We start from the raw sequence: 24,030 nt of genomic DNA, 5'->3' as shown, positions 1-24,030 counted from the left end.
CTATGGCGAAGGCAATTGTCGGGGGCTACGTCGTCCCCATCGACGGTGATCCCATCGACGGCGGCACGGTACTCATCGACGGCGGCCGGATCGTCGCGGTCGGTACCCAGGCCGACGTCGACATCCCGGAGGACGCCGAGCTGGTCGACGCGGCGGGCACCTGGGTGCTGCCCGGCTTCTTCGACGCCCACGCCCACCTCGGCGTGCACGAGGACGGCGAGGGCTGGGCCGGCAACGACACCAACGAGATGACCGACCCGAACGGCGCCCGCTTCCGCGCCGTCGACGGCATCGACCCGTACGAGCCCGGCTTCGACGACGCGCTGGCGGGCGGCGTGACGAGCGTCGTCATCAAGCCCGGCTCGGGCAACCCGATCGGCGGCCAGACGATCGGCGTCAAGACCTGGGGCCGCAGCATCCTGGACATGACGTTCGCGGAGCACGTCAGCGTGAAGAGTGCGCTCGGCGAGAACCCGAAGCGCGTGTACGGGGACAAGAAGCAGACGCCGTCGACGCGGCTGGGGGTCGCGGCGATCCTGCGCGAGGCGTTCACCAAGGCCCGCAACTACCAGGCGAAGCGGGCGCACGCGGAGGCCGAGGGCAAGCCGCACGAGGTGGACCTGACGCTGGAGACGCTGTCGAAGGTCCTCGACGGCGAGCTGTACTGGGACCAGCACGTCCACCGCGCGGACGACATCGTGACGGCGATCCGGCTGGCCGACGAGTTCGGCTACAAGCTGGTGATCAACCACGGCACCGAGGGCCACCTGATCGCTGACCTGCTGGCCGAGCGCGAGGTGCCGGTGATCCTGGGCCCGCTGTTCACCACGAAGTCGAAGGTCGAGCTGCGCAACCGCACGCTGCGGTCGGCGGGCATCCTGGCCCGCGCCGGCGTGCAGATCGCGATCACGACGGACCACCCGGTGATCCCGATCAACTTCCTGGTCTACCAGGCGGCCCTGGCGGTGAAGGACGGCCTCGACCCGGTGACGGCGTTGCGTTCGCTGACCATCAACCCGGCGTCGATGCTGGGCCTGGACGACCGGATCGGCTCCCTGAAGCCGGGCCTGGACGCCGACGTGGTGCTGTGGTCGGGTGACCCGCTGGACGTGATGAACCGCGCGCTGCGGGTGTTCGTCCGGGGCGACGAGGTGTACCACTTCGACGAGTCGCTGGGCGAAGGCGTGTCGAAGGACCGTCGGTACCGCGAGGCCCGCTGAGTTTCGGGCGGCACGCCGGTAACCGGGCGGTTCCGGCGTGCTGCCCGATCAGTCGAGGAGCGCGTTCAGGTCGATTTTGACCGGGAACGGGACGTCGGTGGCGAAGGTGCCGGTGACCGCGGACGCGTCCAGGTAGCCGAACTCGCCGGCTTGGTGGCAGGCGACCAAAGAGACCGGCTCGGTTATGTCCACGATCCAGTAGTGCGGGATGCCTGCGTCGGCGTACTCGTCGTGCTTCACGTGGTAGTCGGTGCGCTTCGACCCGGGTGAAACGATTTCGATGACAACGGCTATTTCTTCCGCTCGCAGCATGGCACCGTCTCGTCGAGTCCGGGCAATCCCCGCTCTTTCGACGATGAGCAGGTCCGGGCGTCGGGAAAAACCGGGTTTGCCCGCGGGTGCCAAGCCGAGGTTCACATCGGTTTCGGGCAGAACGCGGAGGTGGCTTGGCATCTGCCCGGCAAGTTGCTGTCCGAGTTCGAACACCACGATGTTGTGATCGGCGATGGGGCTGGGGGACATTACGACGCGGCCTTCCACGAGTTCGGTGAAACCTGTGTCGGTTTCACCGAGCGCCGCGTACTCCTCGATCGTCAGCAGGTGATCCGGGATCTCCCACCGTCGAGTAGCGCCCGGCTTGGGAAGTGCAATCACAGCGGCTCCTCACGTCGCCCGGCATTGTCTCACGGCTCAGGTGCAACCAAGAGTAACCGTATCTGTACCAAGCGTGTGACACCTTTCCCTCGGCGGGATGAATCGCATGCTGCCCGTCTGTTTCAGGAGACCAGGGCGTCGAGGTCGATCTCGACCGGGAACGGGACGTCGGTGGTGAAGGTGCCGGTGACCGCTGGGGCGTCCTGGTAGCCGGGTTCCCCGGCTCGGTGGCAGGCGACGAGGGAGACCGGCTCACTGGTGTCGACGATCCAGTAGTGCGGGATCCCCGCGTCGGCGTATTCGTCGTGCTTCACCTGGTAGTCGGTGCGTTTCGAGTCCGGTGCCACGATTTCGGCGACGATCAGCACCTCGTCGGCCCGGAACAGACCGTCCCCGCGGGCGAGCGCGGCCCGGCCGACGACGAGCAAGTCCGGCCGCCGGGCGAAGCCGGGTTCGCCGTCCGGCGCCAGGCACAGGTCCAGGTCGTTGCGGACGACGAACGCGAGCCCGCGCGGCAGCTGCCGTTCGAGCTGGCCGGCCAGCAGGCACACGGCCACGTCGTGTCTCCGGCCGGAGCCGGGCGAGGTCACCACGCGGCCTTCCACCAGCTCGGTGAAGCCGGTGCCGTCGAGCGCCGCGTATTCCTCGATGGTCAGCAGATGACCGGGCATATCGCCACGGTAGCTGTCCCCGTCGCGTGACACCGTTCCCTCGACCGGCTACGCGTTCTTCAGCTCCCGGGCGATGACGACCCGCTGGATCTGGTTCGTCCCTTCGAAGATCTGCGGCACCTTCGCCTCCCGCATGTACCGCTCCACCGGGAAGTCCCGCGTGTACCCGGCCCCGCCGAGCACCTGGACCGCGTCCGTCGTCACCTTCATCGCGCCGTCGGTGGCCACCAGCTTCGCGATCGACGCCTGCCGCTTGAACGGCATCCCCCGGTCACGCCGGCGGGCCGCGTCCAGGTACAGCGCCCGGGACGCCTCCACCGTCGCCGCCATGTCGGCCAGGAGGAACTCGATCCCCTGGAATTCGATGATCGGGCGGCCGAACTGCGAGCGCTCTTTCGCGTACGCCACCGCTTCGTCCAGGGCCGCCTGCGCCAGGCCCACCGCGCACGCCGCGATTCCCAGCCGGCCCGAGCTCAGCGACGACAGCGCGATCCGCAGCCCGTCGCCCGCCGAGCCCAGCAGGCGCGAAGAGGGAACACGGGCGTTCTCGAAGATCATCTGGGCGGTCGGCGACCCGGTGAGGCCCATCTTCCGTTCGCGTGGGGCCGCGGACAAACCTTCAGTGGCCCCATCGACCAGCAGGCAGGAGATCTCGTCCGGTCCCGTGCGGACCATCGTCGTGTAGAAGTCCGCGACGCCCGCGTGCGTGATCCACGCCTTGGTGCCGTTGACGACGTAGTCCGAGCCGTCGAGACGCGCGCGCGTCGAAAGCGCTGCCGCGTCCGAGCCCGCCTGCGTCTCCGACAGCGCGTACGCGCCCAGGAGCGAGCCTTCGAGCATGTCCGGCAGCCACTGGTCGCGCTGCTCGTCGGTGCCGTACTCCGCCAGCGCGTAGCAGGACATCGTGTGCACCGACAGCCCGACGCCGACCGTCATCCACGCCGCCGCGATCTCCTCCAGGACCTGCAGGTACACCTCGTACGGCAGGTCGCCGCCGCCCCAGCGCTCCGCGTACGGCAGGCCCAGCAGCCCGGACTTGCCCAGCAGGCGGAACTGCTCGCGGGGGAACTGCTCGGCCTCCTCGGCCGCCGCCGCGCGGGGCGCGAGTTCGTCGCGCGCGATCTCCGTGGCCAGAGCGACCAGGTCCTCGGCTTCCGCGTCGGGGAGCAGGCGTTCGGCGGGCATCGTTGTCCTCCAACCGTGTCTTTTGGGGGTTCCGGGTGGCGGAGCCCCGGCCCGGGGCGAAGCTCCGGACTGACACCGTACTGAAAACAGTACTGTGGGTCCGCTTAGAGTACAGTACGACAGGCCTGGGGTGGCCGGAAAACGTAGGAGATAGTGAGCCGATGCGCCCCGAACCCCGCCGCCGGCCGACCGCCCGTCAGCGCGCCCTGCTCGGCGACCTCGAGGCGCTCTTCCTGGCCGAGGGCTTCGCCGCCTTCACGCTGGACGACCTCGCCGGGCGCCTGCGCTGCTCGAAATCGACGCTCTACGCCCTCGCGCCCAGCAAGGAGCAGCTCGCCGTCAGGGTCGTCACCCAGTTCTTCCGGGGCGCCGCGGAGCGGATCGAGGAGCGCATCGCCGGGATCGACGACGCCCGCAAGCTCATCGGGGAGTACCTGGCCGGCGTCGCCGAGCACCTCAACCGGGCGTCCGCGACCTTCATGCGCGACCTCGCCGAATTCGGCCCGGCCCGCGAGGCCTACCAGCTCAACAGCCGGTTCGCCGCGAAGCGGCTCCGGCAGTTCATCGACCGGGGTGTCGCCGACGGGGTGTTCCGCGACGTCCACGCCCGGCTGGTGGCCGAGATGACCGGGCTGATCATCGAAGGCATCCAGACCGGCGTGCTCGCCCAGCGGACCGAGGTGTCCGACGCCGAGGCGTTCACCGCTTTGGGGGAACTGCTGCTCGGGGGCCTGAACAAATAGCGGACAGGAATTGTCAGCCCGGAGTTGATTAAACTCCCCACGTGATCGTCGTAGGCGGAGAAGCTCTGGTCGACCTGGTTCCCGGCGACCCCCTGGATTCCACTGTGGACGGTGGGTTGCGCGCGCTGCTGCCCCGGCTGGGCGGCGGCCCGTACAACGTCGCGCTGGCCGCCGGCCGTCTCGGCGTGCCGGCGGCCTTCCTGTCGCGCGTGTCCACCGACCGCTTCGGCGAAGCGATGATCGAGCGGCTGCACGCCTCCGCCGTCGACACCTCGCTGCTGCAGCGCGGCGACGAACCGACGACGCTGGCCGTCGTGGCGCTCGACGCGAAGGGTGCCGCGCGCTACACGTTCTACGTCGAGGGGACCGCCGATCGGCTGGTCGCGGACCCGGGTCCGCTGCCGGAAAATGTGACAGCGCTCTCATTGGGCACGCTGGGCATGGTCCTCGAGCCCGGTGCCTCGGCGTACGAGGCGATGCTGCGCCGCGAGGCGGCCCGCGGCGTGCTGACCGTGCTCGACCCCAACATCCGCGAGGCGCTCATCACCGACCCCGCCGCCTACCGGGCCCGGTTCGCGTCCTGGCTGCCGGACGTCCGGCTGCTGAAGATCTCCGACGACGATGCCGCGTGGCTCACCGAAGGCGCCGATCCGGTCGCCGCGGCGAAGACCTGGATCGAGTCCGGTGTGGACGCCGTGGTGCTCACCCGGGGCGCCGACGGGGTCTCGGTGATCACCGCCGCAGGTGAGCTGGCCCACGTGCCGTCGCGAAAAGTCTCCGTCGTCGACACCATCGGCGCGGGCGACACCGTCCACGGCGCGCTGCTGGCCTGGCTGCACACCCACGAGGCCGCCGACCTGGCCTCCCTCGACGCCGGCGCGTGGCGCGAGGCTCTCACCTTCGCCGCGAAAGCGGCGTCGATCACGGTGTCCCGCAGCGGCGCCGAGCCGCCCACGTCCGCCGACATGGCGGCCACCGTGTGAACCTGGTCCCAAAGGGGGCCCCAGGAGCAACGTCACCGCTGCGCGAAGGCAGGTTTCTCGACTAGCGTAGAGGGGCATTCTTCATACCCCAGCGGGGCGGTGTGCAGCGAGGCGCCAGTGTTTCCTCGCGTCAACACGTGGCTACCTGTGAAACGTACAGGCGCCGCCGACCCGTGCCAACGTGAGAGGGACTTGCATGTCCGACGCGACGACTGCGGGGCAGGCGTACGGCGAAACCGCGAAGCTGACCCTGCCGAGTGGCGAGCACGAGTTCAAGATCGTCCACCCGGTCGAGGGCGCGCCCGGGATCGAACTGGGGAAGCTGCTGGCGCAGACGGGGTACATCACCTACGACCCCGGTTTCGTCAACACCGGTGCCGCGTCGTCCGCCATCGCCTACATCGACGGTGACGCCGGGATCCTCCGGTACCGCGGGTACCCGATCGAGCAGCTGGCCGAGAAGTCGACCTTCGTCGAGGTCTCCTACCTGCTGATCTACGGCGAACTGCCGACCGAGGCCCAGCTGGCCGACTTCACCGGGAAGATCCAGCGCCACACGCTGCTGCACGAGGATCTGAAGGCGTTCTTCAGCGGCTTCCCGCGCGACGCGCACCCGATGCCGGTGCTGTCCAGTGCGGTGTCGGCGCTGTCGACCTTCTACCAGGACTCGCTCGACCCGTTCGACGAGCCCAACGTGGAGCTGTCCACCATCCGGCTGCTCGCCAAGGTCCCGACCCTGGCCGCGTACGCGTACAAGAAGTCCGTGGGCCAGCCGCTGCTGTACCCGGACAACTCGCTCGGCCTGGTCGAGAACTTCCTGCGCATGACGTTCGGCTTCCCGGCCGAGCCGTACGAGGTGGATCCGGACATCGCGAAGGCGCTCGACCTGCTGTTCATCCTGCACGCCGACCACGAGCAGAACTGCTCGACCTCGACCGTGCGCCTGGTCGGCTCGTCCGAGGCGAACCTGTTCGCTTCGATTTCGGCCGGCATCAACGCCCTGTTCGGCCCCCTGCACGGCGGCGCGAACGCGGCGGTGCTCGACATGCTCGAGGGCATCAAGAACGACGGCGGCGACGTCGCCAAGTTCGTCGAGCGGGTGAAGAACAAGGAAAAGGGCGTGAAGCTGATGGGCTTCGGGCACCGGGTCTACAAGAACTACGACCCGCGCGCAAAGATCATCAAGAACACGGCCGACGAGATCCTCGGCAAGCTCAAGGGCGGCGACCAGCTGCTCGAGATCGCCAAGAAGCTCGAAGAGACGGCGCTTTCCGACGATTACTTCATCGAGCGGAAGCTGTACCCGAACGTGGACTTCTACACCGGCCTGATCTACCGGGCACTGGGCTTCCCGACGAAGTTCTTCACGGTGCTGTTCGCGCTGGGCCGGCTCCCGGGCTGGATCGCGCACTGGCGCGAGATGATCAACGACCCGGCCACCAAGATCGGCCGCCCGCGGCAGATCTACACCGGCCACGCCTCGCGGGACTACACCCCGATGTCGGAGCGCTGAGCTCCCTTCGGCTGACGTCGAGGTTTTCGGGGGCTCCGAGTGGCGGAGCCCCGGCTGACACAGCGCCCTGTCGTGCATCCGCACGGCGGGGCGCTTATCGTTGGGCGGCGTGACCAGAGAAGCGCCGGTTGTCCTGTGGTTCCGCCGTGACCTGCGGCTGGGCGACCACGCCGCGCTGCTGGAGGCGTCCCGCCACAGCAAGCACGTCCTCGCGCTGTACGTCCTCGACGAAGCCCTGCTGAAGCCCTCCGGCGCGGCCCGGGAAGCGTTCATGTACGGCTGCCTGCGGAAGCTGGACGAGCAGCTCGGCGGCCGGCTGATGCTGGTGCGCGGCGAACCGGCGGCCGAAGTCGTGAAGGCCGCGAAGAAGATCGGCGCGAGCGCGGTGCACGTCAGCGCCGACGCCGGTCCTTACGGCCGCCGCCGGGACGCCGAGGTCGCGAAGGCGTTGGCGGGCAACAACATCGAGTGGGTCGAGACCGGTTCGCCCTACGCCGTGACACCGGGCCGCGTCACCAAGCCGGACGGCGAACCGTACCGCGTCTTCACCCCGTTCTACCGGGCCTGGACCGCACGCGGATGGCACTCTCCCGCCGACACCGGACCGTCCGTTGTGGACTGGATGGAACCGCTGCGCTCGCTGGAGATCCCGAAGCCGCCCCAGGTTTCCGCGACGCTGCCCGAGCCGGGTGAACGAGCCGCGCTGGACGTCTGGCACGACTTCCTCGACGGCCCGATCGAGACCTACGACGCCGACCGCGACCGGCCGGACCGGGAAGGGACCACCCGGCTTTCGCCGTACCTGCGCTGGGGCTGCATTCATCCGCGGACCATCCTGGCGGATCTGGAAGGTGACGACCGCGTCGGCGCGAAGTCGTTGCGCAGCGAGATCTGCTGGCGCGAGTTCCACGCCGACGTCCTCTGGCACCGCCCCGAAACGGCGCGCGAGAACTACGACCGGCGCTTCGACGGGATGGCGTACGACGACGACCGCGAGGCGTTCGAGCGGTGGTGCGCGGGCAGGACGGGCTACCCGATCGTGGACGCCGGCCTGCGGCAGCTGCTCGCCGAGGGCTGGATGCACAACCGAGTGCGGATGGTCGTCGCCAGCTTCCTGGTGAAGGACCTGCACCTGCCCTGGTGGCTGGGCGCCCGCCACTTCATGAAGCACCTCGTGGACGGCGACCTGGCGTCGAACCAGCTGAACTGGCAGTGGGTCGCGGGCTGCGGCACCGACGCGGCACCGTACTTCCGCATCTTCAACCCGACGACCCAGGGGGAGAAGTTCGACCCGGAAGGCGCCTACGTGCGCAAGTACGTGCCCGAGCTGCGGGGGGTGCCGGGAAAGGCGGTCCACCAGCTGAAGGACCGCCCCGCGGACTACCCGGCACCCATGGTCGACCACGCCCACGAGCGCCGGGTGTCCTTGGCGCGGTACGGCAAGATCACGTCGTGATCAGCCGCGCAAGGCCTCCGACAGCTTGATGCGGCTGCCGATCCGCAGCACGCTGTTGCCGTAGATCTTGCCGCCCAGCCAGGTGAGCAGGGCGATGAACGCGACGGTCAGCGCGAGTGACAACCCGATCTCCCAGCCCGCCGCCGCGCCGGTCGCGATGCGGGCCGGCATGATGATCGGGGACAGGAGCGGGATCAGCGAGACGATCTTCGTCGCCGAGCCCGCGGGGTCCTGCGCGAGCAGGTTGAACCCGGCGATGAACCCGACGACCAGGACGATGTTGAGCGGCCCGACCACCGACTGGGTGTCCTCCTGCCGGGAGACCAGCGACCCCAGCGCGCCGTAGATGCTGGCGTACAGCAGGAATCCGAGCAGGTACCAGAGCAGACCCCACAGCACCGCGCCGGTGGCGAAGCCGGACAGGGTGAACACGCCCGTCACCGCCGCGGCGCCCAGCCCCACCGCCGCGAGGATGACCAGCTGGGTCAGCCCGACCAGGCCGAGCCCGATCACCTTGCCCAGCAGCAGCTGCCACGGCCGCACGGTGGCGAGCAGGATCTCCACCACCCGGCTCGACTTCTCCTCGACGACGCCCTGGGCGACCATCATCCCGTAGGTGATGATGCTCATGTACAGCAGGAACGCCACGACCAGCCCGACGATCAGCCGCTGCGTGTGGTCGGCGGGCTCCGGTGCGAGGGCGTCGTCCTGCACGTGGGTGCCGTCGACCCGGGCCATCACCTCGGCGGGTTCCAGCTGCGCCGACGACAGCACGCCGTCGAGCACCTGCTGCTGGGCGACCTGGTCGAGCACCCTGCGCAGCTGGTCGTCCAAAGAGGACTTGTAGGTGGCGGTCAGCTGCGCCGCGCTGCCCGAGACGAGCGCGTCGAAGTCGCCGTTTTCGACCTTCGCCCGGCCCTCAGCGGGGTCGGTGACGACGACCGTGCTGATCTCGCGGCCCGACAGTGCCGCTTCGGTCTGCAGCTGCCGGGCGATCCCGATCGCCTGGCCGGTCAGCCCGACCGTGTTCTTGCCCGACGAACCGGCCAGCGAGGTCTGGAAGAACACGTATCCCAGCAGCAGTACCAGCAGCACTCCGGTGCCGACCACGAACGACCTCGTGCGCAGCCGCGTGTTCAGCTCGCGCTTCATCACGAGCCAGACGGCCCGGTGGCCACTCGGCTTCCTCATCGCGGTTCCCCCTCGTCTGCTGCGGCACCATCGGACACGGCGTCGCGGAAGAGCTCGGTGAGCGAGCGGCGACGGCGGCTGAACTCGGTGACCGGCCCGGTCGCCAGCGCGGCGGCGAGCACGGCTTGGTCGTCCGCGCTCGGTTCGAGGTCGAGCACGGTGGTGGTGCCGTGCTGCTCGAGCACGCGCACGCCGGGCAGGTCCGCGGCCCAGCCGGGGTGCGCGGCCGGAGCTGTCACGACGAGCTTGCTGCGAGCGCCCGCGGTCAGTTCGGCGACCGTGCCCACCGCGACCATGCGGCCGCCGCGGATGATCCCGACCCGGTCGCACAGCCGCTCGACGAGGTCGAGCTGGTGGCTGGAGAACACCACCGGCACCCCCGCCGCGGCCTTCTCCCGCAGGACCCCGCTCATCACGTCGACGGCGACCGGGTCGAGGCCGGAGAACGGCTCGTCGAGCACCAGCACCGCGGGGTCGTGCACCAGCGCCGCGGCCAGCTGGACGCGCTGCTGGTTGCCGAGGCTGAGCTTCTGCACCTCGTCCTTGCGGCGGTCGGCCAGCCCGAGCCGGGTGATCCAGTTCTCCGCGTTGCGGTGGGCCTCGTTCGCGCTCAGCCCGTGCAGCTCGGCCAGGTAGACCAGCTGGTCGAGCACCTTCATCTTCGGGTACAGCCCGCGTTCCTCCGGCATGTAGCCGATGTGCGTGCGGGTTTCGTGCGTGACCTTCGCGCCGTCGAAGCGGACTTCGCCGCCGTCGGCGGCCAGCACCCCCAGTGCGATCCGCATGGTGGTCGTCTTGCCGGCCCCGTTGCTGCCGACGAAGCCGAACAGCTCGCCGGCGCGGACGTCGAACGAGACGCCGTCCAGCGCGACCTTGGCGCCGTAGCGCTTGGAGATCCGGTCGATCTCCAGGTTCCCCTCAGGCATTCCCCATCCCCTCCTCGAAATCCTCGGGGTCGTCGTCCGGGAGCGCCCAGCCCAGCACGATGGACGGGATGGTCGTGCCGGTGACCAGCAGCGCGGACAGCATCATCGCGCCGCGGACGCCACCTTCTTCGGTGTCGGCGATGATCAGGCCGTACAGGAACGCGATCACCATCAGGTAGCTGAGCACCTGGTAACCGATGTAGGTGACGCGGTGCCGCCATTCGCGCTCGCGCTCGTCCAGCAGGCGGGAGAAGCTGCCGCACATCCGCCCGGTCAGGATGCGCAGGGTCATGAACGCGAATCCGCCGACGACCAGTCCGCTCAGCCAGAAGGCCGGGAAGACCCAGCCGGGTGCGGCCGTGAAATTCGCCGCGCCGGCGATCAGGGCGAGATCGGCGAGCACCAGTACCGCGACGAGGGCCCGGCGGTGCTTCCGGGTGCGCCAGCTCGGCAGCTGCTGAGCCCGCTTTCGTTCGTTCTCGTCCAGCTTGTCCAGCTGGCGTTCCCAGTAGGCCGCGAGCCGGCCCGGCTGTTCGGTCATGTTCCCCCCTCGCGGTAGACCTGAGTGGACAGTGGCGTGAACGGCTCGCGGCTGAACACCGCTTCGACCGGCAGGTCGAACACCGCGCAGAGCCGGAACGCCAGGTCCAGGCTCGGATAGTGGTCGCCCCGCTCGAGCGCGCCGATGGTCTGTGGGTTGACTTCGACGGCACTGGCGAGCGCGGCTCTGGTCATCCCGCGCTCGGCGCGGAGCACGGGAAGCCGGTTGTAGATCGGCAGCTCTTTGCCGCGTCTGACCGGACTCATGGACGTACTGTTGCAAAAACCCAACAGCTCGTCAACTCAAGAGAACATCAAGTCCGGTTGAGTCGTGGTCGGGGTCAGCCGAGGCCGGCCAGCGACTTGTCGACAAGCTCGGCCACGCGCGGCGCCGCTGCCTCGGCGTCCGACGGGATCAGCGCCAGCCGCGTCCGGCGTTCCAGCACGTCCCCCACGTCCAGCGCGCCTTCGTTCCGGACCGCCCAGACGATCTCCGCCGCCGTGATCTCGGTCCCCGGTGCCACCGGGGCCGCGAACTCCGCGTCCACCTCGCCCAGCGCCGCCACACGCGGCGCCTCCGTGCCGTACCGGGCCACCAGCCGGGGCGGGGCGTCCACAAGAGACAGGTACGGCCTCGGCGCCGCGCCCAGCAGCGGCAACCGCGTCGTGCGGCAGGGCGACGCCGGCAGCTCCGCCAGCCGCACCGCCGCGTCGACCGCGTCCTCGGCCATCCGGCGGTACGTCGTCAGCTTGCCGCCCACCACCGTCAGCAGCCCGTCCGAACCCGCCAGGACCGCGTGCTTGCGGGACAGGTCCGCCGACCGGCCGCTCGTGCCCTCGATCAGGGGCCGCAGCCCCGCGTACGACCCGGCGATGTCGGCGCGCGTCAGCGGCCGCGACAGCACCGACGACGCCAGCGACAGCAGGAAGTCCACATCGGACTCGGGCACCACCGGCACGTCGGGGATCGGGCCGGAGATCGGCTCGTCCGTCAGTCCCAAGTAGACCCGGCCGTCCGGCTGGGGGAGCAGGAAGACGAACCGGTTCGTCTCCCCGGGCACGCCGATGTTGACCGACGTCGTCCCCAGCGGCACCGTGCCCGGCGCGAGCACCAGGTGCGAACCGAGCGACGGCCGCAGCCGCACCGCGCCGGTCAGCGTGCCCGCCCACACGCCCGTCGCGTTGATCACCTGGCGCGCGTGGATGTCCAGCGATTCGCCCGAAACGCCGTCGCGGACCCGGACCCGGTCCGCGGACAGCGAGACAGCCGACAGCCGCGTCAGGATCCGCGCGCCGAACGACGCCGCCGTGCGGGCCAGCGAAACCACCAGCCGGGCGTCGTCGACCAAAGCGCCGTCGTAAGCCAGTAAGGCGCCGCGCAGACCATGCGTGGCAAGCCCCGGTGCCAGTGCCAGAGCTTCGGCGGAAGGGATCGAGCGCGGCCGCGGCAGCACCGACGACGGCGTGCGCGCCGCCCGGCGGAGCACGTCGCCGGCTCGCAGGCCGGCCGCGACCACACTCTCCTGGAAACGGGAAGTGCTGGGGTACAACGGGAACAGCTGCGGCATCGCGCGCGTGAGGTGCGGCGCCGTGCGCGTCATCAGGATCCCGCGCTCCACGGCGCTCTCGTGCGCCAAGCCGAGTTCACCGTGCGCCAGGTACCGCAGGCCGCCGTGCACCAGCTTCGACGACCAGCGCGACGTCCCGAACGCGAGGTCGTGCGCTTCGACCAGCGCCACCGACAGGCCCCGCGAGGCCGCGTCCAAAGCGATGCCCGTGCCGGTGACGCCGCCGCCGACCACGACGATGTCGACGCGCTCGCCCGACGCCAGCTCCGCGAGCTCGCGTTCGCGGCGCCGCGCGTTGAGCGAGCCGGACGTCACGGCTTCAGAGCCGCGTCGAGCACGTGGGTGAACTCCGCCATCAGCGCGGCCTCGTCGACGTCCGCGGTGGCCGGCCGCAGCGAGAACGCGAACGACTGCACCACCAGCAGCACCGATCGGGACTGCACGGCGACCGGCGCCCGCCGGATCGAGCCGTCCTGGTGGCCGGCCTCCAGGAGCTGGTGCAGCGCCTGTTCGGCGAACTTCTGCGTCGCGCCGAGCCGCTCCACGATGTACGGGAGGACGAGCTCCGGGTCGACGTCGAGCAGGGTGCGGAACAGCGGGTCGCTCGAGAGCGCGCGGACCCCGGCCGACGCGATGAGCACGAGCCGGTCGCGGCTGTGCGCCGCATCGGCACCGCCTTCGCTCGCCGTGCGCAGCAACCCGCTGAACTCGCGGGTCATCAGGGCGGCGAGCACGCTGCGGACGTCGGGGAAGCGGCGGTAGACCGTCATCCGGCTGACGCGGGCGGTGCGGGCGATTTCGGCGAGTGTGGTGCGGCGCACACCGACGGCCAGCACGCACGAGCGCGCGGCGTCGAGCAGCACGTCATCGGCCACACGCGTCGCCGTCTGGCGGTTGCGGGTGTCCGCGAGCGCGGAAGAACCCGCGGTCTCTGTAGTGTGACGTTTTACGTCCATATGTCACACTGTAGTCGTGAACGCTCTCATTGACCACCGCCTCCGCCGGTCCTGGACCGCGGAAGCCGCCGGCGCCGCCCCGCTGCCCGCGCGGGCGGCCAAGTGGCTTGAACAGCGTATAGGCCCGACGGTGTCCGGTGCTGTCCCGGCACGCGATTTGCCGGTGGAAATACCGTCACCGAAACTGGACGAATCTGCAGTCGCCGCGTTGTCGAAAGTGGTCGGTGCGGAGAACGTGCTGGTCGACGCCTCGGCCCGGTTGGCGCGGGCGACCGGGCTGTCCTACCTGGACCTGCTGCGGCGCCGTTCGCCCTCGGCGGACTTCCCGGTGCCCGACGCGGTCGTGCTCCCCGCCGGCCCGGACGAGGTCCAGGCCGTTCTCGACGTCTGCGTCCGGCACGACGTCGGGGTCGTGCCGTTCGGCGGTGGCACGTCGGTGGTCGGCGGCGTCGCGGCGCTGCGTGGCGAGAAGACGTCGGTGATCGCGCTGGACCTCGTGCGGCTCGACGCGCTGGTGTCGGTGGACGCCGAGTCGCGCATCGCCGTGCTGCAGGCGGGCGTTCGCGGGCCCGAGGCCGAGCGGCTGCTCGCCGGGCACGGCTTGACGCTCGGGCACGTCCCGCAGTCGTTCGAGCGCGCCACGATCGGCGGCTTCGCGGCGACGCGCTCGGCGGGCCAGGCGTCGTCGGGCTACGGGCGGTTCGAGGACATGGTGACCGGCGTGCGGCTGGCCACCCCGCGTGGGGCGTGGAAGCTCGGCGTCGCCCCGGCGTCCGCGGCCGGGCCGGACCTGCGCCAGCTCGCGATCGGGAGCGAGGGAACGCTCGGCGTGATCACCGAAGTCGCGCTGCGGGTGCGGCCGGTGCCGCCGGTCCGCCGCTACGAGGGCTACGCGCTGCCCGGCTGGGCGGGCGGCGTCGGAGCGGTCCGTGACCTGGCGCAGCACCACGCGCTCGCCGACGTCACCCGGCTGTCCGACGGGGACGAAACCGAGGTCTCGCTGGCGCTGAACGCGGGCGTGAAGACGGCGGCGCTACGCCGCTACCTGGCTGCACGCGGGGTGCGGCGGCCGTGTTTCCTCATCGTCGGCTGGGAAGGCACCGCGCACGACGTGGCGCTGCGCCGCCGTGAGACGACGCGGCGGCTCAAGGCCTCGGGTGCCGTGCGCGTCGGCAAGGCGCTCGGCGAGTCGTGGCGGCACGGCCGGTTCGCCGGGCCCCGGCAGCGGGACGCCCTGCTGGACATGGGCATCTGCGTCGAGACGCTCGAGACGGCGGCCTACTGGTCCAATGTGGACGAGCTGCGCGACGACGTCCGCGCGGCGTTGACGGCCGCGCTGGGCCGGTCGATCATCATGTGCCACGTTTCGCACGCGTACGAAACGGGCGCGTCGCTGTACTTCACGGTGCTGACGGCGCGCGACGAGGCCGATCCGGTCGGCCAGTGGCAGCGGGCGAAGGCGGCGGCCTGCGAGGCGATCACCGGGCTGGGCACGATCTCGCACCACCACGCCGTCGGCGTCGACCACGCGCCCTACCTGAGTGCGGAGATCGGCTCCCTGGGGGTCGAGGTGTTGCGCGCGGCCAAGTCCGCCGTGGACCCGACGGGGATCCTCAACCCCGGAAAGCTGGTGTGACCACTTCGCAGGGCACGCCGTGGCCGTCGGCGGCGACGCCTTCAAGCCCGGCCGCTGCGGTCTGCGAGACGTCGGCGGTGCGCACCGGAGCGCCGTCGACCAGCAGGGGGTAGCGGATCGGTGCGGCGCCGACGTACGCGTGGACCTCGGTCAGCCGCGTGCCGTCTTCGAGGGTGATGTCGGGTTCGGTCAACCGCGCCAGGTGGTAGCGCGTGCCGCGGCCCTCGCAGCGGTCCAGGACCGCCAGCTGGTCCGGCGTCACGAACCAGATGGCGTGGTCCTCGGCGCCCGGCAGCGCGGTGAGGGTGGCCGGGCGCTGGTCGTCGACGACCCGGAAGCCCGCGGCCCACACTGCGGCGAGCCCGGCGCAGCGCGCGTGCGCCACCACGACCGGGCCTTCGAGGCCGAGCCGTGCGCGCAGCCAGGTGATCTTCGACGGGTTCGCGTTCGAGCCGTAGGCCAGCACGGCCAGCCGGTCGCGCCAGCCCTCGGGAGCGGCGTCGAGCGGGTGCCCGACGCCGTCGACGTGCACGAACGAGTAGCCCGGCCGCGTTCCCGGGTAAGGCTCGGCCGGGTACTCGTCGTCGGTGAACAGCCGGCTTTCGGGGGGTCCAGGGGGGCTTGCCCCCCGGCCGGGGTCCGGGGCTCGGCCCCGGATGACACTGGTCAGAACGTCACCACGCTGCGCAGGACGTCACCGTGGTGCATGCGCTCGAAGGCCTGCTCGACGCCGTCGACGCCGATCCGCTCGGTGACGAACTTGTCGAGCGGCAACCGGCCCTGCAGGTAAAGGTCCACGAGCATCGGGAAGTCGCGGCTCGGCAGGCAGTCGCCGTACCACGACGACTTCAGCGAGCCGCCGCGCGAGAAGAAGTCGATCAGCGGCAGGTCGTTCAGCCGCATGTCCGGCGTCGGGACGCCGACCAGCACCACCGTGCCGGCCAGGTCGCGCCCGTAGAACGCCTGCCGCCACGTCTCCGGGCGCCCGACGGCGTCGATCACGACGTCGGGGCCGAAGGAGTTCGTCGCGTCCTGCATGGCCTCGACGACCTGCTGCTCGGTGAGGTTCTTGCTGTTCACCGTGTGCGTGGCGCCGAAGTCCCTGGCCCAGTCGAGCTTCCGGTCGTCCATGTCGATCGCGACGATCGTGGTGGCGCCGGCCAGCTTCGCGCCCGCGATGGCGGCGTCGCCGACACCGCCGCAGCCGATGACGGCGACCGAGTCGCCCCGGGTGACGGCGCCGGTGTTGATGGCCGCGCCGAGCCCGGCCATGACGCCGCAGCCGAGCAGCCCGGCGACGGCGGGCTCGGCCTCGCGGTTCACCTTGGTGCACTGTCCGCTGTGGACCAGCGTCTTTTCGAGGAAGGCGCCGACGCCGAGGGCGGGCGACAGCTTGGTGCCGTCCTGGAGGGTCATCGGCCGGGTGGCGTTGAAGGTCGAGAAGCAGTACCACGGCTTGCCGCGCTTGCAGGCCCGGCAGGTCCCGCAGACGGCGCGCCAGTTGAGGATGACGTAGTCACCCGGCGCGAGGTCGGTGACGCCTTCGCCGACCGCCTCGACGACGCCGGCGGCCTCGTGGCCGAGCAGGAACGGGAACTCGTCGTTGATCCCGCCCTCGCGGTAGTGCAGGTCGGTGTGGCAGACCCCGCAGGCCTGCACGTTCACCACGGCTTCGCCGGGGCCGGGGTCGGGTACGAGGACGGTCTCCAGCGAGACCGGCTCGCCCTTCGCCCGCGAAACGACCCCCTGGACCTCGTACGGCATTCGAACCACCTTCCGGCTGCACTGCTGGTCGACCGCAGCTAATCACGGATCACGCGGGAATGGCGACATCCGCATGAGTGAGGTTCGGTGGTGAAGGCGCAACGAGTTGCGCTTTCCACAACTCGGATGGTGGGCGGGTCGTGCCTCCGGCTCCCGTCTTCCAGCTTACCGAGCGGCACCGACAGGCCCGGGCGGCTCCGGCAGGTCCATCGACGCGAGCTTGACCGGATCCGCCACCGCCGCGATTCCCGTGATCCGGCCGTCCGTCACCGTGAACGCCACCACCGACAGCGGTGTGCCGTCTCCGCGCCAGGCCACCACGCCGGGCAGGCCACCCACCAGCACCCTCCGGCCGTCGTTGGCCGCGCCGAACCGGGCGCCCGCCGCGACGTTGGTGGCGCCCAGGACCACCACCACTCCGTCCGGGGTGTCGACCGTCAGGCGCACCTCGGGATCCAGCACCCGCAGCAGCCCTTCGAAGTCGCCGTCGCGGGCCGCCGTCAAGAACGCCTGGACCACCTCTCGCTGCTCGCGCCCGGCGATCGCCGGTGGCCCCGGTGAACGGACCTTGCGGCGGGCGCGGCTGGCCAGCATCTTGGTGGCGCCCACGGACTTGCCGAGGATGCGGCCGATCTCTTCGAAGGGCACCGCGAACAGGTCGTGCAGCACGAACGCCAGCCGCTCGCTCGGCCCCAGCGTCTCCAGGACCACCAGCAGCGCGAGCCCGACCGAGTCGGCCAGCGCGGCGTCCTCCTCCGGGGCCGGGCCGTCGTCGGCCTCGACCAGGATTTCGTCGTACGGCGCCTCGGGCCGGGCGCGGCGGGAGCGCAGGACGTCCAGGCTGATCCGGCCGACCACCGTGGTCAGCCAGCCGTCGAGGTTCTCGATCCCCGCCGCGTCCTGGCGGGAGAGCCGCAGCCAGGCCTCCTGGACCACGTCCTCGGCGTCGGCGTGCGAGCCGAGTACGCGGTGGGCCACCGCGCGCAGCCGGTCGCGTTGCGCTTCGAACGCCTCGGCCAACGTTTCGGGCATGTCGTTACCTTCCTCGGTTCTGCTCCGTCGTGGTCATGACGAGCCCGGAGGGGCACAGGTAACCGATGGAGGAACGATGGAACCACGCCTGAAGAGCAAGAGCAGTCCCGAGGTGACCGGCGCGGTCCAGCAGTTGTACAAGGCGGTGCACGCGGGTGGCGTCGACCCCCTGCTGCTCGAGCTGGTCCACCTGCGGGTCAGCCAGATCAACGGCTGCGCCCCGTGCGCCTACGCGGGTGTGCAGTCGGCGAAGAGGCAGGGGGAGACCGAAGAGCGGCTGCACAGCGTCGTCACCTGGCGTGAAACGCCGTTCTTCACCGAGCCGGAGCGCGCCGCGCTCGCGTTCGCCGAAGCCGCCACGCGGATCCAGGACGGTCAGCCGGGCGTGACCGACGAGATCTGGGCCGCCGCCGCGAAGCACTTCGGCGAGGACCAGCTGTCGGCGATCATCCTGCACATCGCCCTCACCAACCTCTTCAACCGGGTCAACCGCGCGACCCGGGAGCAGGCCGGCAAGACCTGGTGAAGATCCGTGAATGCCACCTTCACGGACGTCAAGTCCGTGAAGGTGGCATTCACGGCTTCTAGGCCGGGGTGATGATGTACGCGATGCCGCCGGGGCCGCCCGCCACGCTGCCGTCCGCGCGGTACCGCTGGGTCCGCTGCCAGATCTTCTCGAACTGGTCGCGCTGGTACACGTTGCGCACCCGGTCGTTGCTGCTCGACGCCGGGTCGTTCGCGATCACGTCGCCGTCCTTCGTGAAGCCGACGACGACCATGATGTGCCCCGACGTGCCGTAGCCGGCGCCGTCGAGCTCCGACGACAGGAACGACTGCGAGGTGATCACCGGGATGCCCCGCGCGATGTAGTTCTCCAGCTCGTTCAGGGAGTGCAGCCGCGTGATGTGGCCGCGCAGCCCGCGCGACGCCGCGTAAGCGGTGTTGAACGGCCAGTTGCCGGTGCCGTCGTAGGCGTGGTCGTAGGTGTAGCGCGCCGCGAAGGCCACCGACGGGTCGACGTAGCCCGCCGGGATCCACGCCATCTCCGCCGCCGACGGCTTCTTGCCCCAGTACTCGGCCACCATCTCGGTCGACGTCGGGCTGCACCAGGCTTCCCCGCCCCCGCCGTACTGCGGGAACTGTCCCTTGTGGAGGTTCTGCGCGTACGCGGGCACCTTCAGCTCGATCCCGGTGGCGCGCCCCGGCTTCGTCGTCTGCACGTCGAAGCGGTCCGGGACGGCCGACGTCATCGCGCCCAGCAGGCTCACCGACGGTGTCGCGCCCGAGCCGGCTTCGCGGTAGAGGCTGACCCGCAGCTTGTACGACTTCAACGTGACGCCGGTCTTCATGACCAGGGTGTCGACGTCCACCATGGCGTTCGCGTCGTCCTGGCCGTCGACGCTGGTGCGCAGGATGTCGGCGTCGCCACTGGCCCAGCGGCCCATCACGTACCACGCGGTTTCGGTGCCCGCCGACGTCCGGCCCTGCGCCTCCACCTGCAGCCAGGTCTTCGCGGGGGTCCTCGCGTTCCACGACGCGACCAGCTGCGTCGCGCCGAAGCCCTGCCGGTACGCCGGTGACGTCCACTGGCCGTACTCGTACGTTCTGGTCGTGCCGAGCTCCGGCTCGGTGTGCTCGACCGTGCCGATCGGGTGCGTGATGCGCAGGCCGTCGTGGGTGAGCGCGAGCCCGGCGAAGCCGCCTTCGTGGAAGCGGCCGCCGGTCCACTCGTGGTAGTCGATCGCCTCGTCGTCACCGGGCCGGGTGGGCCCCGCCTCGGCGACTTGCGTGGTCACCACGGATAACACAACCACTGACAATAAGGTGAACAACTCGCGTATGCGCATCCCGGCTCCCTGATAGACCCACCCAGTAGGCAGGGATTTTCGCCGCTTGAGCCGGGTCTGTAAACAGATACCTACAGGACGGCCTGCGTCTGTGTCACTTTCGCGACCAACTTGCCGTCGTCGTCGTGGACTTCGGTCTCCACCACGACGAACTTGCGGCCCGCGTGCAGTGGTCTGGACGACGCAACGGCGTAGCCCGAACGCACCGCACGCAGGAAGTTCGTCTTCGACTCGACGGTCGTCGTGCCCTGCGCGCCCTCGGGCAGGTTGAGGAACGCGCACACGGCGCCGGTCGAGTCGGCCAGCGCCATGAGCGCGCCCCCGTGCAGCGCGCCGCCGAGCGTGCAGAGGCTCTCGTCCCACTTCAGCCGGCTGCGGACGAGAGCAGGCCCGTGTTCCAGGACCTCGACGCCGAGGCGTTCGGAGAACGGCATGGAGCGGTGGAAGAGCTGGGTGCCCTCGGGATCGGTCATGCTCCGCAGCTTGCCTGAAGACCCGGGGGCCGGGCGATTACCTCCGGGGTAACCTCAGCCGAGCGGGTTGACGAGCAGCAGCTCCGTGTTGTGGTCCCCGGCCGCGCCGACCCGGCCCAGGTCGGTGTGGATGTCGTTGTAGGACAGCTCGCGGTACAGCGACGCAAGCGCTTGCGGCGTCCGGGCGTCGTAGTCCACGGCGTACGGCGCCTCCGCCTCGATCAGCGTCGTGAACAGCGACAACGTGCCGTCGGCGTTGTCGGCGACTTCGACGATCCGCGCATGCTGCGGGAAATCGACGTGCGACGCGGTGTTGATCTCCCAGAAGCCCTGCTGCGGCGTGTTTCCGGCGTGCGGCGTGATCTTGTTGAGGTGCGTGTGGCCGTTGACCCACGCCAGCACGTTCGGGAACCGCTTGAGCAGCGCGACGAACGCGTTGCCGTCCAGCCGCGGGTCGAGCAGGTGCCGCGAGTCCGGCAGCAGGTTGGTCATCGTGCCGCTGGTGTGGTGGCTGAAGAGGATGAACAGCTCGTCGGTGACGGCGTGGGTGACCTTGCGGCCGAAGAAGTCGTAGTAGGCCGAGCTGCCGCGCTTGAGCGTCGACTCGACCCAGGTGTACTGCGCGAGCCCGATCGAGCCGTCGGCGAACCCGGCGTCGGTGGTGGTGTCGAGGCTGATCCCGGTGATGCCCGGCGCGATCCGGAAGGTGTAGTAGACGTTCTTGCCGTCGGCGTTGGCGCTGGTGAAGCCGTGCCCGACGGGGCCGGGACCGGTGTTGGCGGCGTCGAGGTGCGCCTGCACGAACTGGCCGGTGCTGAACGGACGGCGCCGCGCGTCCGGCGTGACCTCGCGGATGGTGCCTTCGCCGCCGAACAGTTCCGCGACCGGGACACTGGAGCCGGGCTTCTTGATGGCGTCGGCGAGCTTCTTCGCGGTGGCCTCGTCCTTGCCGATGATCTTGTACTTCCCGGTGTACCAGGCGTCGATGCCGGGGATCTGCGCCGGCAGCGAGCCGACGATGCTGTCGTCGTGGTTGCCGAAGGTGCAGAACCACGGGACGTCGAGACCGGGTGCGGTGAAGGTCTTCATGCCCGCTTCGAGCAGGCCGGGGAGCTGGGGGAAGCCCTTGGCGGTGTAGGCGTCCTGGCCGGGGGTGGCCGGGTTCCAGAACTCGTGGTTGCCCGAGCTCTGGACGCCTTCGTAGGCGTTCGGGTCGCCGGAGTTCGGGGTGACGCTGCCGCCGTTGAGGACCTTGAGGAACCAGTCGAGCTCGATCAGCTCGTGGTTGTCGGTGTTGTCGCCGGTGGTGACCATGAGGTCGAACGGCCGCCCGGTGAACGGCCCCTGCCGCACGCTGTTGACGCGCTCGACGAGCGCGCTGGTGGCGACGGTGCCGAGCGCCTCCTGCGGCCGGTGCGCGGAGCCGATGAAGGGGTGCAGGTACTCGAACCGCGCGGGGCTTTCGGCGTCGGTGATGTGCAGATCGGTGAACTGGACGAAGGCGGACAGCGCCCGGCGCCGGTCGTCGCGCCCGCTCTTCGGGGTGGCGAGATCGCTCCGGACGACCAGCGGCCAGCCGGGTCCCGCGGAAAGGCGCGAGTAGGTTCCGGTGCCCGGCGCGGTCGCGACCTGCTCGAGGGTGGTGCCGGACGTGGTGACCGAGCGGGTGCTCGTGAGCCGCAGGGCGCGGTCGAGGGCGTTCGCGGTGGGCGTGCACAGCAGGAGCCCGAGACCGGCGGCGCCCGCGGTGGTGAAGGTGCGCCGGGTGAGTTCGGCCATGGTTGTTCGCTCCCCAGTCTGCTCGGTTGACCGGCACCGTGCCGGACGCCGGTGGCCACGCGGTGAACGTGAAAAATATTCATCGTGACAGTTGAGTTCACCTTGTCACAGAGCTGGGGGTGCGGTGTACCGCCGAAGGTTGTGGTCATTTCCGCCGTAGGGCGAGCCCGTCGCGGTTCAGCCCTTCAGGCCGGACTCCGCCACCCCGCGCACGAGGTAGCGCTGCAGGAACGCGAACAGCAGCACGATCGGCAAGATGGACACCGCCGCCGCCAGGAACAGCAGGTTCAGCTGCGGGTTCTGCGCCGTCAGGAGCCCGGACAGCGCCACCTGGACCGTCCACGAATCGGGGGACTGGGCGATGATCAGCGGCCACAGGAACGCGTTCCAGCTGCCGATCACCGTGATCACCGCGATCGCCGCGAAGAACCCCTTCGAGTTGGGGACCACGACCCGCCAGAAGACGCCCCAGCGCGTCAGCCCGTCCACCCGGCCCGCCTCCTCCAGCTCGCGCGGGAAGTCCAGGAAGTACTGCCGGAACAGGAACACGCTGAACGCGCTGAACAGCCCCGGGATCACCAGGCCGCGGAAGTCCGACAGCCACCCCAGCGACGAGACCACCACGAAACTCGGCACGAACGTCACCGAGGTCGGGATCATCAGCGTCGCGAGCACCGCGTAGAACACGAATCGCGAGTGCCGGTAGGGGATCCGGGCCAGTCCGTAGCCGGCCAGGGAGCAGATCACCAGCAGGCCGGCCGTCTGCGAGGTCGTGACCAGCAATGAGTTCAGCAGGCTCCGCGCGAAGGGGACGTCCTCGGAAGAGAACAGCTGCGAAAAGTTCTCCCAGTGCACAGTGGACGGAAAGAAAGTCCACTGTGGAGCCGTGATCTCCGTCCGTGACGCCAGGCCGTTGCGCAGCAGCAGGTAGAACGGCAGCAGGAAGAGCGCGGCTGCCACCACCAACGCCGTCCAGCGCAGGAACGCCTTCATGACGGACGTCCGAACCGCAGCACTCGCCCTTGCAGGAGCGTGCCGAAAGCGATGATCAGTGCCAGGATCACCGCGCCCGCACTGCCGCGTCCGAGGTCCTGGCCGCCCGAACCCAGCGACGTGTAATACAGGTAGACCAACGGCGGCCGGGCGAACGGCGGGTAGCCGCGGGCGTCGCCCATGATGTTGTAGAACTCGTCGAACGCCTGGTAGGCGTTGATCAGGTTGAGCAGCAGCACCGCCACCGCCGTCGCGCGCAGCTGAGGCAGCGTGATGTACCGGAACACCTGCCAGCCCGGTTTGGCGCCGTCGAGCCACGCTGCTTCGTACAACTGAGCCGGGATCCGCTGCAGCGCCGCGATGAACAGGATCATGTAGAACCCGAGCTGCAGCCACAGCCGCGCCGTCACCAGCACCACCCAGTACAGCGGCGGGTGCACCGTCCCGGTCCACGCCACCGGCTCCACGCCGAACACCGAAAGCACCGTGTTCGCCAATCCGTAGCGGACGCCCGAAAACAGCGACGTCTTCCAGATCAGCGACGCCACGACGTACGAACACGCGAACGGCAGGAAGAACACCGACCGGAAGAACGCCCGCGCGAACCGCAGCTGGTTCACCCCGAGCGCCAGGGCCAGCGACAACACGAACGTCAGCGGCACGATGAACACCGCGAACACGCTGAACGTCCCCAGGCTCGAGAGGAACGGCTCGTCGGTGAGCATGTGCCCGTAGTTGGCCAGCCCGACGAAGTCGGTCGGTGTCACCGTGTTGCGCGCGTCGAAGAACGACAGGTACGCGCTCCAGCCGATCGGCAGGTACGCGAAGATCGCCAAGCCCAGCAGGAACGGGCCGACGAACAGCCAGAACGCGCGCGCGTCGCGCCGCTTCATCCCCGGT

The 24,030-nt window shown here is 70.0% G+C and carries 24 protein-coding genes; 7 read left to right on the top strand and 17 right to left on the bottom strand.

What is annotated here, in order from left to right; all coding sequences use genetic code 11:
* Positions 1-2 precede the first annotated feature (2 nt).
* Complete coding sequence (locus AB0M80_RS24600; RefSeq protein WP_364569083.1) at positions 3-1,220, top strand: amidohydrolase; 1,218 nt, start codon at positions 3-5, stop codon at positions 1,218-1,220.
* Positions 1,221-1,268: 48 nt separating this feature from the next.
* Here AB0M80_RS24600 and AB0M80_RS24595 read toward each other — a convergent pair whose 3' ends face one another.
* The 3 genes from AB0M80_RS24595 to AB0M80_RS24585 form a co-directional block, all read right to left on the bottom strand.
* On the bottom strand, positions 1,269-1,874 hold the full coding sequence (locus AB0M80_RS24595) for a Uma2 family endonuclease (RefSeq protein ID WP_364569080.1): 606 nt from the start codon (positions 1,872-1,874) through the stop codon (positions 1,269-1,271).
* A gap of 122 nt (positions 1,875-1,996) precedes the next feature.
* Entirely contained in the window at positions 1,997-2,545 is a 549-nt protein-coding gene (locus AB0M80_RS24590; RefSeq protein ID WP_364569077.1) for a Uma2 family endonuclease, read from the bottom strand.
* Between the two features lie 48 nt (positions 2,546-2,593).
* Positions 2,594-3,730 (bottom strand): acyl-CoA dehydrogenase family protein, encoded by a 1,137-nt coding sequence (locus tag AB0M80_RS24585; protein WP_364569075.1) that lies wholly within the window; start codon positions 3,728-3,730, stop codon positions 2,594-2,596.
* 161 nt (positions 3,731-3,891) lie between these two features.
* Between AB0M80_RS24585 and AB0M80_RS24580 the strand changes: the two genes are divergently transcribed.
* From AB0M80_RS24580 to AB0M80_RS24565, 4 genes are all read left to right on the top strand, one after another.
* Entirely contained in the window at positions 3,892-4,473 is a 582-nt protein-coding gene (locus AB0M80_RS24580; RefSeq protein WP_364569073.1) for a TetR/AcrR family transcriptional regulator, read from the top strand.
* A gap of 41 nt (positions 4,474-4,514) precedes the next feature.
* Positions 4,515-5,456, top strand: a complete 942-nt coding sequence (locus tag AB0M80_RS24575; RefSeq protein WP_364569072.1) for a carbohydrate kinase — start codon at positions 4,515-4,517, stop codon at positions 5,454-5,456.
* 196 nt (positions 5,457-5,652) lie between these two features.
* Positions 5,653-6,969: a citrate synthase gene (locus AB0M80_RS24570; RefSeq protein WP_364569071.1), complete on the top strand. Its 1,317-nt coding sequence runs from the start codon at positions 5,653-5,655 to the stop codon at positions 6,967-6,969.
* A gap of 109 nt (positions 6,970-7,078) precedes the next feature.
* Entirely contained in the window at positions 7,079-8,425 is a 1,347-nt protein-coding gene (locus AB0M80_RS24565; RefSeq protein WP_364569069.1) for a deoxyribodipyrimidine photo-lyase, read from the top strand.
* Here AB0M80_RS24565 and AB0M80_RS24560 read toward each other — a convergent pair whose 3' ends face one another.
* From AB0M80_RS24560 to AB0M80_RS24535, 6 genes are all read right to left on the bottom strand, one after another.
* Entirely contained in the window at positions 8,426-9,616 is a 1,191-nt protein-coding gene (locus AB0M80_RS24560; RefSeq protein WP_364569067.1) for an ABC transporter permease, read from the bottom strand.
* On the bottom strand, positions 9,613-10,542 hold the full coding sequence (locus AB0M80_RS24555; protein WP_364569064.1) for an ATP-binding cassette domain-containing protein: 930 nt from the start codon (positions 10,540-10,542) through the stop codon (positions 9,613-9,615). The genes AB0M80_RS24560 and AB0M80_RS24555 overlap by 4 nt, the downstream gene beginning before the upstream one ends.
* On the bottom strand, positions 10,535-11,083 hold the full coding sequence (locus tag AB0M80_RS24550; RefSeq protein WP_364569062.1) for a DUF6498-containing protein: 549 nt from the start codon (positions 11,081-11,083) through the stop codon (positions 10,535-10,537). The genes AB0M80_RS24555 and AB0M80_RS24550 overlap by 8 nt, the downstream gene beginning before the upstream one ends.
* Positions 11,080-11,349 carry a helix-turn-helix transcriptional regulator gene (locus AB0M80_RS24545; RefSeq protein WP_364569059.1) on the bottom strand — a complete coding sequence of 90 codons (270 nt, stop codon included), beginning with the start codon at positions 11,347-11,349 and terminating at the stop codon, positions 11,080-11,082. The genes AB0M80_RS24550 and AB0M80_RS24545 overlap by 4 nt, the downstream gene beginning before the upstream one ends.
* Before the next feature lie 74 nt (positions 11,350-11,423).
* Positions 11,424-12,965 carry a glycerol-3-phosphate dehydrogenase/oxidase gene (locus tag AB0M80_RS24540; protein ID WP_364569056.1) on the bottom strand — a complete coding sequence of 514 codons (1,542 nt, stop codon included), beginning with the start codon at positions 12,963-12,965 and terminating at the stop codon, positions 11,424-11,426.
* Positions 12,962-13,525, bottom strand: coding sequence for a helix-turn-helix domain-containing protein (locus AB0M80_RS24535; protein ID WP_364569428.1), 564 nt, complete (start codon positions 13,523-13,525; stop codon positions 12,962-12,964). Before AB0M80_RS24535 ends, AB0M80_RS24540 begins: the two co-directional genes overlap by 4 nt.
* Positions 13,526-13,823: 298 nt before the next feature.
* Between AB0M80_RS24535 and AB0M80_RS24530 the strand changes: the two genes are divergently transcribed.
* Positions 13,824-15,242, top strand: a complete 1,419-nt coding sequence (locus tag AB0M80_RS24530; protein WP_364569425.1) for an FAD-binding oxidoreductase — start codon at positions 13,824-13,826, stop codon at positions 15,240-15,242.
* On the opposite strand, the gene AB0M80_RS24525 is transcribed toward AB0M80_RS24530, so the two are convergent.
* The 3 genes from AB0M80_RS24525 to AB0M80_RS24515 all read right to left on the bottom strand — a co-directional run bounded on the left by AB0M80_RS24525 (position 15,220) and on the right by AB0M80_RS24515 (position 18,038).
* The gene (locus AB0M80_RS24525) at positions 15,220-15,774 is read right to left on the bottom strand and encodes a gamma-glutamylcyclotransferase family protein (RefSeq protein ID WP_364569053.1); all 555 of its coding nucleotides are present in this window, start codon (positions 15,772-15,774) and stop codon (positions 15,220-15,222) included. The two genes, AB0M80_RS24530 and AB0M80_RS24525, sit on opposite strands and share 23 nt — an antisense overlap.
* Before the next feature lie 134 nt (positions 15,775-15,908).
* On the bottom strand, positions 15,909-17,006 hold the full coding sequence (locus AB0M80_RS24520) for an S-(hydroxymethyl)mycothiol dehydrogenase (RefSeq protein ID WP_364569050.1): 1,098 nt from the start codon (positions 17,004-17,006) through the stop codon (positions 15,909-15,911).
* A gap of 165 nt (positions 17,007-17,171) precedes the next feature.
* Positions 17,172-18,038, bottom strand: a complete 867-nt coding sequence (locus tag AB0M80_RS24515; protein WP_364569048.1) for a sigma-70 family RNA polymerase sigma factor — start codon at positions 18,036-18,038, stop codon at positions 17,172-17,174.
* A gap of 76 nt (positions 18,039-18,114) precedes the next feature.
* On the opposite strand from AB0M80_RS24515, the gene AB0M80_RS24510 reads away from it, so the two are divergent.
* Positions 18,115-18,564, top strand: coding sequence for a carboxymuconolactone decarboxylase family protein (locus tag AB0M80_RS24510; protein WP_364569045.1), 450 nt, complete (start codon positions 18,115-18,117; stop codon positions 18,562-18,564).
* Between the two features lie 58 nt (positions 18,565-18,622).
* Here AB0M80_RS24510 and AB0M80_RS24505 read toward each other — a convergent pair whose 3' ends face one another.
* From AB0M80_RS24505 to AB0M80_RS24485, 5 genes are all read right to left on the bottom strand, one after another.
* A complete protein-coding gene (locus tag AB0M80_RS24505; RefSeq protein WP_364569042.1) occupies positions 18,623-19,885 on the bottom strand; it encodes a peptidase C39 family protein in 1,263 nt (420 codons plus the stop codon).
* 71 nt (positions 19,886-19,956) lie between these two features.
* A complete protein-coding gene (locus AB0M80_RS24500) occupies positions 19,957-20,358 on the bottom strand; it encodes a PaaI family thioesterase (protein ID WP_364569039.1) in 402 nt (133 codons plus the stop codon).
* Positions 20,359-20,412: 54 nt separating this feature from the next.
* A complete protein-coding gene (locus AB0M80_RS24495; protein WP_364569036.1) occupies positions 20,413-22,137 on the bottom strand; it encodes a TIGR03767 family metallophosphoesterase in 1,725 nt (574 codons plus the stop codon).
* A 177-nt stretch (positions 22,138-22,314) separates the two neighbouring features.
* On the bottom strand, positions 22,315-23,130 hold the full coding sequence (locus AB0M80_RS24490) for a carbohydrate ABC transporter permease (RefSeq protein ID WP_364569033.1): 816 nt from the start codon (positions 23,128-23,130) through the stop codon (positions 22,315-22,317).
* The gene (locus AB0M80_RS24485; RefSeq protein WP_364569030.1) at positions 23,127-24,023 is read right to left on the bottom strand and encodes a sugar ABC transporter permease; all 897 of its coding nucleotides are present in this window, start codon (positions 24,021-24,023) and stop codon (positions 23,127-23,129) included. The genes AB0M80_RS24490 and AB0M80_RS24485 overlap by 4 nt, the downstream gene beginning before the upstream one ends.
* Positions 24,024-24,030: the final 7 nt, after the last annotated feature.

The organism is Amycolatopsis sp. NPDC051045, from assembly GCF_040682955.1.
Classification (GTDB): Bacteria; Actinomycetota; Actinomycetes; order Mycobacteriales; family Pseudonocardiaceae; genus Amycolatopsis.
This window is presented reverse-complemented; position numbering and strand designations above follow the sequence as displayed.

Bases quoted from the DNA above. Each gene is read 5' to 3' on its own strand.
- AB0M80_RS24555 (WP_364569064.1), bottom strand. From the start codon at position 10,542: ATGCCTGAGGGGAACCTGGAGATCGACCGGATCTCCAAGCGCTACGGC.
- AB0M80_RS24550 (WP_364569062.1), bottom strand. From the start codon at position 11,083: ATGACCGAACAGCCGGGCCGGCTCGCGGCCTACTGGGAACGCCAGCTG.
- AB0M80_RS24570 (WP_364569071.1), top strand. From the start codon at position 5,653: ATGTCCGACGCGACGACTGCGGGGCAGGCGTACGGCGAAACCGCGAAG.
- AB0M80_RS24545 (WP_364569059.1), bottom strand. From the start codon at position 11,349: ATGAGTCCGGTCAGACGCGGCAAAGAGCTGCCGATCTACAACCGGCTT.
- AB0M80_RS24510 (WP_364569045.1), top strand. From the start codon at position 18,115: ATGGAACCACGCCTGAAGAGCAAGAGCAGTCCCGAGGTGACCGGCGCG.
- AB0M80_RS24500 (WP_364569039.1), bottom strand. From the start codon at position 20,358: ATGACCGATCCCGAGGGCACCCAGCTCTTCCACCGCTCCATGCCGTTC.
- AB0M80_RS24520 (WP_364569050.1), bottom strand. From the start codon at position 17,006: ATGCCGTACGAGGTCCAGGGGGTCGTTTCGCGGGCGAAGGGCGAGCCG.
- AB0M80_RS24590 (WP_364569077.1), bottom strand. From the start codon at position 2,545: ATGCCCGGTCATCTGCTGACCATCGAGGAATACGCGGCGCTCGACGGC.
- AB0M80_RS24585 (WP_364569075.1), bottom strand. From the start codon at position 3,730: ATGCCCGCCGAACGCCTGCTCCCCGACGCGGAAGCCGAGGACCTGGTC.
- AB0M80_RS24580 (WP_364569073.1), top strand. From the start codon at position 3,892: ATGCGCCCCGAACCCCGCCGCCGGCCGACCGCCCGTCAGCGCGCCCTG.
- AB0M80_RS24485 (WP_364569030.1), bottom strand. From the start codon at position 24,023: ATGAAGCGGCGCGACGCGCGCGCGTTCTGGCTGTTCGTCGGCCCGTTC.
- AB0M80_RS24515 (WP_364569048.1), bottom strand. From the start codon at position 18,038: ATGCCCGAAACGTTGGCCGAGGCGTTCGAAGCGCAACGCGACCGGCTG.
- AB0M80_RS24560 (WP_364569067.1), bottom strand. From the start codon at position 9,616: ATGAGGAAGCCGAGTGGCCACCGGGCCGTCTGGCTCGTGATGAAGCGC.
- AB0M80_RS24505 (WP_364569042.1), bottom strand. From the start codon at position 19,885: ATGCGCATACGCGAGTTGTTCACCTTATTGTCAGTGGTTGTGTTATCC.
- AB0M80_RS24600 (WP_364569083.1), top strand. From the start codon at position 3: ATGGCGAAGGCAATTGTCGGGGGCTACGTCGTCCCCATCGACGGTGAT.
- AB0M80_RS24490 (WP_364569033.1), bottom strand. From the start codon at position 23,130: ATGAAGGCGTTCCTGCGCTGGACGGCGTTGGTGGTGGCAGCCGCGCTC.
- AB0M80_RS24495 (WP_364569036.1), bottom strand. From the start codon at position 22,137: ATGGCCGAACTCACCCGGCGCACCTTCACCACCGCGGGCGCCGCCGGT.